This window comes from Mesorhizobium sp. M5C.F.Ca.IN.020.29.1.1 (assembly GCF_003997375.1).
Classification (GTDB): Bacteria; Pseudomonadota; Alphaproteobacteria; order Rhizobiales; family Rhizobiaceae; genus Mesorhizobium; species Mesorhizobium wenxiniae.
Genome location: NZ_RZSW01000094.1, coordinates 1 through 15,177 on the forward strand (window position 1 = coordinate 1; position 15,177 = coordinate 15,177).

A 15,177-nucleotide genomic window follows, 5' to 3' on the forward strand; every position below is an offset into this window, starting at 1 on the left:
TTCAGTCCGACAGTGGGATCCTGATTTCCACTCTCAATCCGCCATCGTGAAAATCGCGATTGATCGTACCGCGCAATTCGCGCGTCACGTTCAAATCGATCAGCTTGGTGCCAAAACCGGTTTTGGCAGGTGCTTCAAGCTTCTTCTGGCCGACTTCGCGCCAGTTGAGAACCAGCGTCCGGTCGCGCCAGCGGCCCTCGACCGACCAGGCGACCTTGAGCGCACCGACCGAGTTGCCGGCTTCGCCATATTTCAGCGCATTCGTCGCCAGTTCGTGAAAGGTCAGGCCGAGCGCTTGCGTCGTTGTCTCGTCGAGCAGCACCTCTGGCCCCGACAATATCCCCTCAGGAAGCTCCTTGCCGAATACCTGACCAAGCTCGATGCGCAAGAGATCGCCGAGGTCTGCCTTCTGCCAGCGCGAGCGCGTCAGCATGTCCTGGGATGCCGCCATCGCTTGCAGCCGGGCCGAAAAAGAGGACGAGAACTCGTGGACGTCGGTGGCGTGCGATGCCGTCTGTCGCGCGATCGCCAGCACCCGCGTGATCGAGTTCTTGATGCGGTGCTTCATCTCCTGCAGCATCAGATCTTTTTCGAGCAGGCTTTTTTCCGTCGTCTCATGAAGCAGCGAGACCGCGTCATAGGCCCGCTCCTGATAGCGTGCCACCAGCGCGATGGTTCCCGCGAGCAGCAGCCCGAACAGGCCGAGCATCACCGGAATGGCGCGCGAGGAGGGTTGCGAAAAGGCGCTTGTCGGCCTGAACAGGACGGTCCATGGACGTCCGGCGATGGTGATCTCGCGAGAAACCACCAGCCGGTCACCGAAGATCGACGCCGGCGGCGTTTCCGACTGGAACAAAAGATGGTCGGCATCAACCTTGCCGTCATAGATTTCGATGTTGACCGGCAGCAGCGGCGTCCGGCTGAGCGCGGTCTGGAACAGATCGCGAGCGCGAAAGGCCGCGTAAAGAAAGCCTGATGTCGTGGATCTGGTCGCATCAACGCCGTCCGGCGCGGTTTCGACATTGAGCCGCACGAAGACCAGGAAGCCGGTGAAGGTCTGCGCAGCACCTGTTTCCTTGCCTAACTGCGCGCGCCCGCTCGCGTGCTGCTGGTTATCGGCCATCGCCTTTTCGATCGCCTCACGCCGCACCGGTTCTGTGAACATGTCGTAGCCGATGCTGGATTGATTGGAAGGATCCAGCGGCTCGAACAGCGTGATGGGCGTCCGCCAGGGCAGCGTCGTCGTAGCCGGATAGATCGGATGGCTGGCGCCATAGTCGTGCAGGATGGCACGCTCGACCGCTGCCTCGTCGCCGGGTCTCGTCAGCCGGAGAAAGCCGATGCCGCGCAGGCCGGCGAAATTGTCGTCAATATCGAGCGCGTTGAAGAACGCCTTGAACTCGCCGCGCGAAATCCCACCATTGCGCGCCTCGAACAGCGCATGGGTCGATCGCAGCAGCGACAGATGCAGGTCGATGCGGCTATCGATCCGGTTGAGCGCATCGTCCGCCGTCGCCTCGAACTTGATGCGCGCCGCTTCCTGCGTGGCGAAATAGGCGAATCCCGCCATCGTCAGGCTGATCAGCGCGACGGCGATGAAAGCGACGATCGGAAAGAACTTCTTCAAATTGCTGCTGCGGCCCATGGTTCCCCATCTTATGGGCAAGTCCTCGCGTCAACACAATGGCGCGGCCAAACCATCATGACCGCTGGCACATCAAATGACGGGTATTAGCCGGCTTGTTTGAAGCTTCAGGCGGCGATCTTCAGCGCACCTGGCCCAGGAATGGCACCGGGCGGGCACTTGCCCAGGATGATCATGCCGAGCACCTCGTCCTGGGTCACGTCTCTGGTGCGCGCCGTGCCGACGACCCGACCATTCTTCATCACGCAGACGCGGTCGGCAAGCTCGAACACATCGTGGATGTCGTGACTGATCAGGAAAATGCCGATGCCGTCGGCCTTGAGCTGCATGACCAATTCGCCGACCTGTGCCGTTTCCTGCGGGCCCAGTGCCGCCGTCGGCTCATCCATGATCAGGATGCGGGCGTTGAACAGGATGGCGCGTGCGATAGCCACCGACTGCCGCTGGCCGCCCGAAAGCTTGACAACCGGCTCCTTGAAGCGCTGGAAGCGGGGATTGAGCCTGCCCATCACCTTGCGCGCCTCGGCCTCCATGGCGCCATCGTCGAGCGTGCCCCAGCCGGTCATCAGCTCGCGGCCGAGGAAGAGGTTGGCGGCGGCGTCGACATTGTCGGCGAGCGCCAGCGTCTGGTAGATCGTCTCGATGCCATATTTCTTGGCGTCGCGCGGATTGGAGATCGAAGCCTCCTCGCCATTGACGAAGATCTGGCCCGAGTCGCGCTTGTAGGCGCCGGACAGGATCTTGATCAGCGTCGACTTGCCGGCACCGTTGTGGCCAAGCAGCGCCACGACTTCGCCCGGGAAAAGGTCGATCGACGCATCGTCGACGGCGCGAATGCCGCCGAAGGCAATCGAGATGTTGCGCATGTCGATCAGTGGGGTGGGAGCACTTGTGTCAGCCATGATCGTTCCTCCCTATGGTTTTTGCTTGAGCATGATCTTGTCGAAAACCGGTATCCACTTTTTCGGGCTCATGCTCAGACCCGCTTGCGATAGACGGTGTCGAGCCAGACGGCGACGACCAGGACGGCGCCGACGACGACGCTCTGAAGCGGTGAATCGATACCGAGCAACACCATGCCGGACTGCAACGACTGCATCAGAAGTGCGCCAAGCATGGCGCCGAGCACCGTGCCGGAGCCGCCGGCCAACGACGTCCCTCCAATGACCGCGGCCGCGATGACCAGCAACTCGTCCAGCGTACCCAGCGCATTAGTCGACGCATTGAGACGGGCCGAAGCAATCGCCGCGCTGATCGCGGCCAGAACGCCCATGATCATGAACACCTTCATAGTCACCCAGCGGGTGTTGATGCCGGCGAGTTCCGCCGCTTCCGGATTGCCGCCGATGGCAAAGACATAGCGGCCAAAACGGGTGCGGCTGGTGATGAAGGTCATGACGATGCCCACAGTGACCGCGATCAGCACCGGTATGGCGATGCCATGGGCGATAAACAGCCCGCCTTCCGGGACGGTGATGCCGGTCCGCTGGGCGTACTGGCGAACGATGCCGATCGGCCAGGGATAGGAATTGGCGATCCAGACGGCGCCGAGGATGGCGGTGCAAGCGACAACACCAAGCAAGGTCTCCGCCCAGACGGGACGCAGCGGGAACTTGAACCGCTTGCGCTGCGACCGGCCGTTGAGCAGCATCAAGGCGACGGCCACACAGGCGAGAATGCCGACTATCCAACTTGCGGTTGCCCCGATGGAGCCACGCGGCCCGCCACCCATGAGCTGAAAGGTGGCGTCGAGCGGCGCGACGGTGCGCCCGCTCGTCATCAGCCACGCCATGCCGCGCCAGATCAGCAGGCCGCCCAGCGTCACGATGAAGGCCGGAACCTCGAGATAGGCGATAATGAAGCCCTGGAGCGCGCCGATCATGAGGCCGAGCACCACGCCGGCAGCCAGTGCGATGATCCATATCCAGGGATTTCCAAGCTGGAACCCCATGACCCGGATGAGGAATTCGGCCTGCGCGACGCCCATCACCATGCCGATCACGCCTTCGACGGAGCCGACCGAAAGATCGATGTTGCGCATCACGATGACCAGCACCATGCCGGTCGCCATGATCGCGACCGAGGAGGTCTGCACCGACAGGTTCCAGAGGTTGCGCGGCGTGAGGAAAAGCCCGCCCGACAGGAGGTGGATTCCAACCCAGATGACCAGCAGCGCGCCGACCATGCCGAGCATGCGTATGTCGAGCTCGGTTGCCTTGAGAAAGCGGCCGACCGGGCTGAGCTCGGATTCACGCGCCCGATCGGCGCCTGTATCGGCGGCCGGCGTGTTGGAAGTTGTGTTGGTCATGATGCCCTCCCACCGGGTTGCCGTCTGCCGCGGATGCCGGAAGCAGTTTGGAGTTATCCGCGAGAAGCGGAAAAACAATTCTTTTTGAAAAAACGCCGCGGTGTGAAGCCGCGGCGTTTCAGGCTTCTTGCGAAGGCCGGATCAGTTGCAGACCGGGAGCGTGCCCGCCGCCACGCCGGCGCAGACCTCTTCCTTCTTGATCCAGCCCGCGTCGATGACGACGTTGAGATTGTCCTTGGTGACGGCAATCGGCGTCAGGAACAGCGACTTGACGACATTGCCGCCCGGCGTGGCGAAGTCCTTGACGCCGGCAATGTCTGTCATCTGCTTGCCGTCGGCCAGTTGCGAGGCGATCTCGGCGGCGTTCTTGCCGAGCTCGCGCGCGTCCTTCCACACCGATACGGTCTGTGTGCCGAGCGCGATGCGGTTCAGCGCGGCATGGTCGCCGTCCTGGCCCGACACCGGAACGGATCCGGCCAAGCCTTGCGCCGTCAGCGCCGCGACGACGCCACCAGCGGTGCCGTCATTGGCGGCAACCACCGCATCGACCTTGTTGTCGTTGGCGGTCAGGAACTGTTCCATGTTCTTCTGGGCGTTGGCGGGAAGCCAGCCGTCCGTATAGGCCTCGCCGACATTCTTGATCTTGCCGCTGTCGATGGCATCCTTGAGCACTTCCATGGAGCCGGCGAACAGGAAATCGGCATTCGGATCGGCGCCCGAGCCCTTGATGAAGACGTAATTGCCTTCCGGCGCCACCTTGAACACTTCGCGGGCCTGCATGCGGCCGACTTCCTGGTTGTCGAAGGTCAAATAGAAGACGTCCTTGTTCTCGATCAGCCGGTCATAGCCGACGACCGGAATGCCTTCGTCCAGCGCCTTCTGCACCGCCGGCCCGATGGCCGAGGCATCCTGCGCGAGGATGATCAGCGCGTTGGCGCCCTGCGAGATCAGGCTCTCGACGTCGGTCAGCTGCTTGCCGGGATTGGACTGTGCATCGGCTGAAATATACTTGTCGCCGGCGGCCTCGATCGCCGACTTCATGGCGGCTTCGTCAGTCTTCCAGCGCTCTTCCTGGAAGTTCGACCACGAAACACCGATGACCTTGTCCTTCGCCTGTGCGACCGACGCGAGCGGTAGCGACATGGCGACCCCCGCCAGAATGGCGGCTGTGAATCTCTTCATGATATTCCTCCTGCGCCGCGTACGGCGCGACCAACTGGCCCAAAGGCCTGCACAAAAGCTCTTTTTTTCGAGCCTCGAAAAAATACTGATCCAACGCCGAAGCACTGTCAACATGAATTCTGATGGAATTTTGGTGTCCTGTTGGCTTTTTTCGAGCCTCGGAATAAACAATGACAGGTCCTTCTGCTTCTGCCAGTATTTGTCGGCCTGACGGCTTCCGATTCATGAGCGGCCGCGGCAACAGGGTAGGAAGCAAAACAATGTCGGTTGGGATCCGCCATGACGATTTGCGCCGGCGCAACCGGGCGATGGTTATTTCGGCCGTACGGCGCGCAGGCCAGCCGTCACGGACCGAGATCGCCGCAACCACCGGCCTCAGCCATTCGACCATATCGGCGATCTCTTCCGACCTGATCCACGAAGGCATCCTGGCCGAGAGCAAGGCGAGTGAGACCGTTTCGCTGAAACGTGGCCGGCCGCAGGTTGGCCTCAGCCTCAATCCGGAAGCCGCTGCGGTATTGGCCGTCGTGTTGTCGCTGAATTCGCTGTCGGTCGCTGTCATCGACTATGCCGGACAAGTGGTCGCCGAGGAACAGCGCCGGCTGGACACGCTGACCATGTCGCGCGACGAGCTGATCGACGAATGTGTCGCCATAGTCCGGCGCCGGCTCGAAGACCCCGACCTCGACGTCCAAAGCGTCGCCCGCATCGCGCTGGCGATCCAGGGTATTACCGATTCCCATGCGCGCGCCATGTTGTGGTCGCCGATCACGCCGCAGACGAACATCGCCTTCGCCGACATTCTGGAACGCGAGTTCGGCATCCCGGCCATTATGGAGAACGACTGCAACATGATGGCCGTGGCGCTGCGCTGGCGCGACCCGGATCGCTACCGCGACGATTTCATCGCCATCCTGCTCTCGCATGGCATCGGTATGGGGCTGGTGCTCAAGGGCGAGCTGTTCACCGGCACCCATTCCTCAGGCGGCGAATTCGGCCACATGATTCATCGGCCGGGCGGCGCGCTTTGCCGCTGCGGGCGGCGCGGTTGCGTCGAGGCTTATGCCGGCAACTACGCTATCTGGCGCAACGCGAGGCAATTGAGCGAGAACGCCGAGCCGGTCGCCGATGTCAGCGACGCCGAGATGCGGGCACTGGCGGCCCGGGCGCGCGAGACGGACGGACCGGAGCGCGAAGCCTACCGCAAGGCCGGCGAGGCGCTCGGCTTCGGGCTCGGCAGCCTGTTCGCGCTGATCGATCCGGCGCCGGTCGCCATGGTCGGTGCCAGCGCTGCCGCCTTCGACCTGATCGAGCCGGCCCTGCGCGAGGCCATCGCCCAGACCGCGGGCGGCCAGCATTCGGGTTCGATTTCCTTCGACACCGAGCCGAACGAACTGCCGCTGATCCGAGAAGGCTGCGCCATGCGGGCGCTGAGCTTCGTCGACCAAGAGATCTTCGCGCCGAGCATCCAGGCACGAGCCGGCTCGGTCGGAAAGAACGTGGCTTGAACTCGAAGGGAGGATCCCGGATCGCGACTTGGGGTGTGTTGAGATTCAGGTCAGGCCGAGTCGAGAATGGTGGGTTCCGAGAACCGGAGCGGAGCGTACTTTTGGGTACGTGAGCACCGGAAGCCCAGGAAGCCGGCGTTCGCAGGCCGGCACCACCTGGATATCAGCACATCCCTAGTCTTCCCTGATCGCATAGCCCGCGCCGCGGATGGTGCGGATGACATCGGGCATGCGACCATTGTTGACCGCCTTGCGCAACCGGCCGACATGGACGTCCACCGTGCGCTCGTCGATGTAGATCGTCTCGCCCCAGACATTGTCGAGCAACTGGCTGCGCGAGAAGACCCGACCCGGGTGCCGCATCATGAATTCGAGCAGCCGGAATTCGGTCGGCCCGAGCCGGATCTCGCTCTTCTTGCGATAGACCCTGTGCGATTCGCGATCGAGCATGATGTCGCCGACCTTCAGCACGCTGGACAGTACTTCCGGCTTGGCGCGGCGCAGCAGCGCCTTGACCCTGGCCATGAATTCCGGTGTCGAGAACGGCTTGACCAGATAGTCGTCGGCTCCGGTGGAAAGGCCGCGCACCCGGTCGCTCTCCTCGCCGCGCGCGGTCAGCATGATGATCGGCAGCCGCTCGGTTTCGGGACGCACCCGAAGGCGCCGGCAAAGCTCGATGCCCGAAACCGCCGGCACCATCCAGTCGAGCACCAGAAGATCGGGCACGTTTTCCTGCAGCCGGATTTCGGCCTCGTCGCCGCGCGTCACCACCTCGACCTGATAGCCTTCGGATTCCAGATTGTAGCGGAGGAGGACGCCCAGCGGCTCTTCATCCTCCACCACCATGATGCGCGGCGCGATCATCGGCCGGTCACTCCTGTCATGTCGCCGGCGCCGACATCGTCGTTTCGTCGAGCTTCGGGCGATCCGCCGGCAATTGCTGCCCGGTCACGACAAAGTAGGCGTTTTCGGCTATGTTGGTGACATGATCGCCGATGCGTTCGAGATTCTTGGCGCAAAACAGAAGATGGGTGCAAGCGGTGATGTTGCGCGGATCCTCCATCATGTAGGTCAGGAGTTCGCGGAAAACCGCCGTGTATTTCACGTCGATCTTCTGATCGTCGGCGCGCAGTTCTTTCAAAGCGCCGGCATTGCGCGACACATAGTGCTCAACCACCCCGCGGAGCTGCACAAGAACGAGATCCGCCATCCCGTCGATACCGTGCGACAGATTGCGCGGCGTGGTGCTCTGCCCGACTGCGCTGACCCGCTTGGCTATGTTTTTGGCCAAATCGCCGATGCGCTCGAGATCACCGGCCATGCGGATTGCGCCAACCACGGCGCGCAGATCTTGCGCCATCGGCTGCCGCTTGGCGATCAGCGTGATCGCACTGTCGTCGAGTTCGCGCTGCCGCGCATCCATGATCGCGTCGTCCGAGACGACACGCTGCGCCATCGCATTGTCTGACGCAAGCAACGCGCGGATCGAGGTTGCGACCATCGCGGCGGCGAGCTCGTCCATGTCGCGGATCAGCCTGTCGATGTGCTCCAGTTCCTCGTCGAAAGATGCGACGGTGTGTTCACCCATGATCCTGTCCTCGTGTTCGAAATTCGCCGCCGGACCGCTCAGCCGAACCGGCCGGTGATGTAGTCCTGGGTGCGCTTGTCGTCGGGATTGGTGAACATCTTGTCGGTTGCGCCCTCCTCGACCAGGTAGCCGAGATGGAACATCGCCGTGCGTTGCGACACGCGCGCTGCCTGCTGCATCGAGTGGGTGACGATGACGATCGTGTAGTTCTGGCGCAGTTCGTCGATCAGTTCCTCGACGCGGGCGGTGGCGATCGGATCCAGCGCCGAACAGGGCTCGTCCATCAGAATCACTTCCGGCGACACGGCGATGGCGCGCGCGATGCACAGGCGCTGCTGCTGTCCGCCGGAGAGACCGGTGCCCGACTCGAGCAGGCGATCCTTGACCTCGTTGAACAGACCGGCTTTCTTCAGGCTCGATTCAACGATGCCGTCCAACTCGGACTTGCTCCTGGCCAGGCCGTGAATGCGCGGACCGTAGGCGACGTTTTCATAGATCGATTTCGGAAACGGGTTCGGCTTCTGGAATACCATGCCGACGCGAGCTCGCAGCTCGACGACATCGATTTTCGGGTCGTAAACATCCTCGCCGTCGAGCGTTATCTTGCCGCTCACCCGCGCGATATCGATCGTGTCGTTCATTCGGTTCAGGCAACGCAGGAAGGTCGACTTGCCACAGCCCGATGGGCCGATCAACGCCGTCACCTGGTTCTCGCGGACATCGAGGTCCACGTCGAACAGAGCTCGCTTCTCACCGTAATGAACAGAGACCTTTTCGCCCTTCATCTTGATCGAAGGGGCATTGGTTCCGCTGCTCAGTTTCTGTTCGACGCCGGCTTCCGTCATGATGTTCATATCCTCTACCCCTTACCAGCGCCGCTCGAAGCGCCTGCGCAGTATCACTGCAATGGCGTTCATGATGACCAAAAACAGCAGCAAAATCAAAATCGCCGCCGAAGTCTTCTGCTGGAATCCAGCTTCCGGGAAATCCGCCCACATGAATATCTGCACCGGCAGGATCGTCGCGGGATCGGTAAAGCCGCCGGGAATGTCGACGATGAAGGCGACCATGCCGATCATCAGCAACGGCGCGGTTTCGCCCAGCGCATGCGCCATTCCGAGAATGGTGCCGGTCATGATGCCCGGCATCGCCAGCGGCAGGACGTGATGGAATACGGTCTGAACCTTGGAGGCTCCGATGCCAAGCGCCGCCTCGCGGATCGACGGTGGCACCGCGCGCAGCGAAGCGCGCGAGGCGATAATGATGATCGGCAGGGTCATCAGCGCCAGCACCATGCCGCCGACCACCGGGGCGGAGCGCGGCATGCCGAAGAAATTCAGGAATACGGCAAGTCCAAGCAGGCCGAAGACGATCGAAGGCACCGCCGCCAGATTGTTGATATTCACTTCGATCATCGTCGTCAGCCGGTTCTTGGGCGCAAATTCCTCAAGATAGATCGCCGCTGAAACGCCGATCGGGAAGGCGATGGCCAGCGTTACGATCATGGTCAGGAACGATCCGACGACCGCGCCCCAGACACCGGCCAGTTCCGGCTCGCGGCTTGCGCCGGTGAAGAAGAAGATCGAGTTGAACCGGCTTTCGATCAGGCCGGCGCTCTTCAGCGTGTCGAGCCAGACGATCATCTTGTCCGAAATCTTTCGCGATGCTTCCGGCGTCTCGATTACGCGCAGGAATGCCTGGCCGCTCGCGGCGGGCGCCGTGCTGTCCAGCGCCTCGATCACCGTGCCCTTAGCGATCACCATGCCGTTGGCCGCAGGTGACAGCGCGGTCAGCTTGACCGTGCCGCCATTGAACGCGACCAGCAGCGACGACGCGCCGCTCGTCAGGGTGAGCATGCCGTTTTCGCCCTCGGCCGCACCATGGCCGCGCGCCAGCGCCAGCATGGCATCGTCGCCGAAGGTCAAATCGATGTCGCCGCTGGTTTGCGAAGGCGTGACGCTTGTCGAAATCGCTTCGTCCGAACCGACGTCGGCAAGCAGACCCTTGAGATAGAGGTCGGCAAAATCGTCAAGTGGAACCGCATAGTCCACCGTTCCTCCGAGCATCCCCGGATCAGCCGCAATATCCTTGCGCAGGAACACGCCTGTGCCGGTGGAAATCAGTCCGCGCAGCAGGCGCTTGTCCTGGCGGCTCGTCACATCCGGAAATTTTGCCGTAAGCGCTTCCTGAGCGATGGCGTCGTAATTCACTTCGTCGAGTTTCGCCGGGTCGACCTTGGCCGCCGAAAGATCGATCGGCAGCGTCACATAGTTCTGCCGCAGCGCCGGAATCGCCTGCGTGACGATCGTCGACAGGAGCAGCACAAGGAACAAGCCGGCCAACGCAACAGCTGCGGCGCCAAGCCATTTGAACCACGTTTCCGTGCGGTAGCGGCCCTTCAGCCGCGCCTTCGCGGCATCGTCGGTATGAATGCTGACCGGCCGTCCGACGGCGTCCAATGACGAGATCGCATCAGTCATATTGCTCTCGGTATTTCTGGACGACGCGCAACGCGACGATGTTGAGGGAAAGCGTGATGCAGAACAGCACCAGGCCGAGTGCGAAGGCTGCAAGCGTCTTGGCGCTGTCGAACTCCTGGTCGCCCACCAGCAGCGTCACGATCTGCACGGTCACGGTTGTGACCGCTTCGAGCGGGTTGGCCGTGAGGTTTGCCGCCAGGCCCGCCGCCATGACCACGATCATTGTTTCGCCGATTGCGCGGCTGACGGCAAGCAGCATCGCTGAAACGATGCCCGGAAGGGCAGCAGGAAGGACCACCTTGCGGATGGTTTCCGACTTGGTCGCGCCGAGGCCGGCGGAACCGTCTCTCAGGGATTGCGGAACGGCGTTGATCACATCATCGGAAAGCGAGGAAACGAAGGGAATGATCATGATACCCATGACCACGCCTGCGGCGAGCGCAGATTCGGACGCGACGTTGAGGCCCAGGCTTTCGCCGATACCGCGGAAGTAGGGCGCAACCGTCAGCGCGGCGAAGAAGCCGTAGACGACGGTCGGAATGCCGGCGAGGATTTCCAGAACCGGCTTTGCGACCGCGCGGACGCTTTTGGAGGCGTAATCCGAAAGGTAGATCGCAGCCATCAGCCCGATAGGCGCAGCCACCAGCATGGCGATGAAGGTGATGAGCAACGTGCCGGCAAAGAGCGGCACCATGCCAAAAATGTCCTCGTTGACCGCCCCGGCCTCCGCTCCCGCGCCGGTGAAGGCGCTCTGCGGCGACCAATGCGTGCCGAACAGGAACTTGTAGAACGGCACCTGTTGGAAGAACCGCAGAGACTCGAAGATAAGCGACAGGACGATCCCGATCGTCGTCAGGATCGCGACCACCGAACAGGCGATCAGGATTGCGCGAAGAATGCGCTCGACCACGTGGCGCGCCCGGTAGGCCTGTGCGATGCGGGAATAGGCCCAGTAAAATCCGGACGCGGAAAGCACGAGCGCGACGGTCCAGATGATCCAGGTGCTGGTCGCATGGACCGATTTGTAGGCGGCGGCGGCCGCCTCTTTCGTGGGATCGGCGAAGCCGACAAGCCCGCCAAAGGCCATCGCGCGAGCGTCGCGGATGAAAGCTTCGACCTGCGGGACGCCCATTCCCGACAATTCGGTGGAGAAGCGGTCGGCAATGATCGACGATTCAATTCCCGGCGTGACCAGCGACCACAACACGATCGCAAGCAGCGCGGGACCGGCAGCAAAAAGCGCCAGAAACATGCCATGTTGGCCAGGCAGCGAATGCAATCGCGCGACGTCGCCATTGACACTGGCAATGGCGCGTCTCCGGCCGATCAAATAGGCCGCAACTGCCAGAACCAACAGAAGAACAACGAGATAACCGACCATGATTTAGGACGTCCCCTCGACCGCCGGTCATTCACCGGCTCAAAGCACGGGACCTTGGTCCCGCGCTTTGGGCTTTAGAGCATGAGGGTCAGAGCGGATATACGCCCGGACCCCGAAACCTCAGGAACCCATGCCCTTCAGGGCCTTGGCGTTTTCGGCCCACTTGGCGCGCTCGGCGTCCGGCAGCGGGATCAGGCCCTTGTCGGCCAGATAACCATCAGGACCCCATGCACCTTCCGAGGTGTACTCGGCGATGAATTCCTGCATGCCGGGGATGACGCCAACATGCTCCTTCTTGGCATAGACATAGAGCGAGCGGGAAACGCCGTAATCGCCGGATGCGATGTTCTCGAAGGTCGGCTCGACGCCGTCGACTTTATGGCCCTGCAGCTTGTCGGCGTTCTGGTCAAGGAACGAGAAGCCAAAGATGCCGAAGGCATTGGGGTTGGCTTCCAGCTTCTGGACGATCAGATTGTCGTTTTCGCCGGCCTCGACAAAAGCGCCGTCTTCGCGGATCTCGCCGCAGCCCTTTTCATTAGCCGCCTTCACTTCTTCCTGGCAGGCCGCATCCATGACGAGTTCGACGAACGCATCGCGCGTGCCGGATGTCGGCGGCGGGCCAAGCACTTCGATCTTTGTCGCGGGAAGCGACGCATCGACATCCGACCAGTTCTTGTAAGGGTTGGCGACGACCTTGCCGTCGACAGCGACGTTCTTGGCGAGCGCCTTGAAAATCTGTTCCTTGGTCAGATCAACGACAGTCCCCGCCTTCGAATTGGCCAGTACGATGCCGTCGAAGCCGACCTTGATCTCGACCGGCGTCACGCCGTTTGCCTTGCAGGTCTTAAGCTCGCTGTCCTTGATGGCGCGCGAGGCATTGGTGAAGTCGGCGGTATTCTCGCCGACGCCCTGGCAAAACAGCTTCATGCCGCCGCCGGTGCCAGTCGACTCGACAACCGGGGTCTTGATCTTTCCGCTCTGGCCGAGCTTTTCAGCGACAGCCGTCGTGAAGGGGAACACTGTGGACGAACCGACGATTTGAATCTGGTCGCGCGCGGCGGCATAACCAGCCGACGCGGCGAGCGCAAGCGCCGCGGCCGACGCCGTAAGGAGGAAATTTTTCATGTGGCCTGCTCCTGTTCGGAAAATGGTCTCTCGGCGCCATTCCTTCGGCGCCCGCTGAGGCCAATAGCCCCCGATTATTACAGTCACATGACAGTTTGATGTCAGCCCGGTAACCGCCGCACAGCCATGTCGAAAAGGACCGGACGCGGGTCTCGCCGGCACAGCCGCGGTTTGCCGCTGGAATCAGCAGCTTGCACGATTTGCGGCCGGCATTTGCCCTCGACAGGCGAAAATAATTGGCGCCGAAAAAGAAAATCCGGGCGGGAGCGCGTTGCATGCGGCCAAGGAGGTCATGGCCGCGCCATCGCCGAAACAGGTCCGTTGGGGTAAATCTGACCCTGTTTCTTGCCGGCGGTCGCTGCTCCCGCCCGTAACTGGAGGAGCGGAACTCGAATGCGCTTATTGCCCCAACCGGACGCACGCTTTGATATGGTGCGATCGCACCATAGTCTTGTCCGCAATGCTCGCCGAATCGGCTGAACTCTACGGACTGACGTGGCTATCCCGCGTTGCACTGGATTTCTCAGTCCGCGCCGACCTTTCGAGCAAGACGCCCTGGGGCTGATGGGCTTGGGCAGGTCATCGTCCATGCCCGCCCTCCAGTCGCGCCAGGGACGCTGCGGCACTTTTGATTTTGCGCATGATCCCCGGCGAAATCGATTCCGATTCTCCGGGTCATGCGCTAGCCTTGCCCGCAGTGTATTCCGACGGTTGTCGGTAGAACCGAAGCCGCGTTATAAATCCCGCAAGGGTGTTGCTGATGTTGGGACGGATCCTGCCTTTTTTCCTGTGCCCGATGCTGCTGTTGGGGAGCGGCTGCTCGCGCAGCTACGACGGCACCGTCGTCATTCCAAGGCCCCTCGATGTCCGGCGGTTCTGGGACAGGCCGCCGCAGCAGGCGCAAGCCGAACAGCCGCAGTTGCTGCAGACCGATGTCTTTCCTGTGGCGCCCGAAACGCCGCAAAGAGCGGCGGCCCGCAGAATCAGCACCCCCGTGGCGCGGAGAAGGCAAATCACCAGGATTTCCAAAGATCCGACGCCGTCATCCGAGCCGGCAAAACCGCTCACCTGCAGGAACGTCAGTCAACCCGGAAAACGGGTCCGCATGGTTTGCGAATAGCCAGCCGGCATTCAAACGGTGGCAGCTAAAAAGATGCGTCCTAAACACGTGCTGCGCACCTGACGCAGCGGTTCGGTCACACGCGCACGCGATCGCCGAAAGCATGTGCTGACCGGTGGGTTTCGGGCTGCGCGATCGGCGTTACCGCCGCCACGTTGAAACCTTATCCCGCCCTCGACGTTAACGGCTATTGCAGCGCCGCGCGTACCTTTGGACGCACAAAACACGTTGTAGCGTTTGGACGCACAAAACACGTTGTAGCGTTTTGATTTGGCTCATGGTCCTGAACCGAAGGCAAGCGGGGCAGAGATTGATCCCGATCTTTCTGGTGATGCGCTGGATGGTCAAAGGAGACGGCACACATGTCGATTCACTTCACGGTCTCGGACCTGACCAGAAATCTGTTTCACTCGCCCAGAAATCTGTTTCACTCGCTGAGACTTGACCATGAGCGCGCGCCGAGACCTCTCAGCCCTGAGCAAAGTCTTTTGCTGGAATGCTACCTGGCCGGCCAGATTCCGGAATCGGCCTGGAGCGACTACGTCTTCGAGGCGCCGGAGTTGGCGCGCCATGTCAATGCGAGACGCGGGCAACACTGATATCTCGTGGACCGGGATTCGGGTCCGATCGCTTGAGATGCTGCCACCCCGATGTTTGAAGGCTTGACACCCGACGACAAGTCAGGCCGCAGTTTCCCGGGGACAATAGCCGTTGAAACAAAAAGGCCGGCACATAGCCGACCTTTCCTTCCACCTCGACTGCGCCAGTACATCCGTGGTCGCGAGTTGGAGGTGAATTGCCGATCACTAGATAGGGATTTGGTTAACGAATCCTTAACCG

At 61.8% G+C, this 15,177-nt stretch carries 13 protein-coding genes; 3 read left to right on the plus strand and 10 right to left on the minus strand.

The window, feature by feature from the left end:
• Window position 1: 1 nt before the first annotated feature.
• The 4 genes from EOA85_RS10460 to xylF all read right to left on the minus strand — a co-directional run bounded on the left by EOA85_RS10460 (window position 2) and on the right by xylF (window position 5,135).
• Complete coding sequence (locus EOA85_RS10460; protein ID WP_095518106.1) at window positions 2–1,627, minus strand: CHASE domain-containing protein; 1,626 nt, start codon at window positions 1,625–1,627, stop codon at window positions 2–4.
• 125 nt (window positions 1,628–1,752) lie between these two features.
• Complete coding sequence (locus EOA85_RS10465) at window positions 1,753–2,547, minus strand: ATP-binding cassette domain-containing protein (RefSeq protein WP_127209353.1); 795 nt, start codon at window positions 2,545–2,547, stop codon at window positions 1,753–1,755.
• Between the two features lie 74 nt (window positions 2,548–2,621).
• Window positions 2,622–3,953, minus strand: a complete 1,332-nt coding sequence (locus EOA85_RS10470; protein ID WP_127209354.1) for a sugar ABC transporter permease — start codon at window positions 3,951–3,953, stop codon at window positions 2,622–2,624.
• Window positions 3,954–4,094: 141 nt separating this feature from the next.
• The gene (xylF, locus tag EOA85_RS10475; RefSeq protein WP_127209355.1) at window positions 4,095–5,135 is read right to left on the minus strand and encodes a D-xylose ABC transporter substrate-binding protein; all 1,041 of its coding nucleotides are present in this window, start codon (window positions 5,133–5,135) and stop codon (window positions 4,095–4,097) included.
• Window positions 5,136–5,395: 260 nt separating this feature from the next.
• Between xylF and EOA85_RS10480 the strand changes: the two genes are divergently transcribed.
• The gene (locus EOA85_RS10480) at window positions 5,396–6,643 is read left to right on the plus strand and encodes an ROK family protein (RefSeq protein WP_127209356.1); all 1,248 of its coding nucleotides are present in this window, start codon (window positions 5,396–5,398) and stop codon (window positions 6,641–6,643) included.
• 174 nt (window positions 6,644–6,817) lie between these two features.
• Here the strand turns inward: EOA85_RS10480 and phoB are convergent, their stop codons facing one another.
• The 6 genes from phoB to EOA85_RS10510 all read right to left on the minus strand — a co-directional run bounded on the left by phoB (window position 6,818) and on the right by EOA85_RS10510 (window position 13,217).
• Window positions 6,818–7,507: a phosphate regulon transcriptional regulator PhoB gene (gene phoB / locus EOA85_RS10485; RefSeq protein ID WP_031254097.1), complete on the minus strand. Its 690-nt coding sequence runs from the start codon at window positions 7,505–7,507 to the stop codon at window positions 6,818–6,820.
• Between the two features lie 16 nt (window positions 7,508–7,523).
• Window positions 7,524–8,231, minus strand: coding sequence for a phosphate signaling complex protein PhoU (phoU, locus tag EOA85_RS10490; RefSeq protein WP_127209357.1), 708 nt, complete (start codon window positions 8,229–8,231; stop codon window positions 7,524–7,526).
• Window positions 8,232–8,269: 38 nt separating this feature from the next.
• Window positions 8,270–9,085, minus strand: a complete 816-nt coding sequence (pstB, locus tag EOA85_RS10495; protein WP_029348716.1) for a phosphate ABC transporter ATP-binding protein PstB — start codon at window positions 9,083–9,085, stop codon at window positions 8,270–8,272.
• Between the two features lie 12 nt (window positions 9,086–9,097).
• A complete protein-coding gene (pstA, locus tag EOA85_RS10500) occupies window positions 9,098–10,711 on the minus strand; it encodes a phosphate ABC transporter permease PstA (protein ID WP_127209358.1) in 1,614 nt (537 codons plus the stop codon).
• A complete protein-coding gene (gene pstC, locus EOA85_RS10505) occupies window positions 10,704–12,092 on the minus strand; it encodes a phosphate ABC transporter permease subunit PstC (RefSeq protein ID WP_127209359.1) in 1,389 nt (462 codons plus the stop codon). Before pstC ends, pstA begins: the two co-directional genes overlap by 8 nt.
• A gap of 120 nt (window positions 12,093–12,212) precedes the next feature.
• On the minus strand, window positions 12,213–13,217 hold the full coding sequence (locus EOA85_RS10510) for a PstS family phosphate ABC transporter substrate-binding protein (protein ID WP_065007463.1): 1,005 nt from the start codon (window positions 13,215–13,217) through the stop codon (window positions 12,213–12,215).
• 760 nt (window positions 13,218–13,977) lie between these two features.
• Here EOA85_RS10510 and EOA85_RS10515 point away from each other — a divergent pair.
• Both EOA85_RS10515 and EOA85_RS10520 read left to right on the plus strand, forming a co-directional pair.
• Window positions 13,978–14,337 (plus strand): hypothetical protein, encoded by a 360-nt coding sequence (locus tag EOA85_RS10515; protein WP_127209360.1) that lies wholly within the window; start codon window positions 13,978–13,980, stop codon window positions 14,335–14,337.
• Window positions 14,338–14,699: 362 nt separating this feature from the next.
• Window positions 14,700–14,936, plus strand: a complete 237-nt coding sequence (locus tag EOA85_RS10520; protein WP_065007465.1) for a hypothetical protein — start codon at window positions 14,700–14,702, stop codon at window positions 14,934–14,936.
• Window positions 14,937–15,177 lie beyond the last annotated feature (241 nt).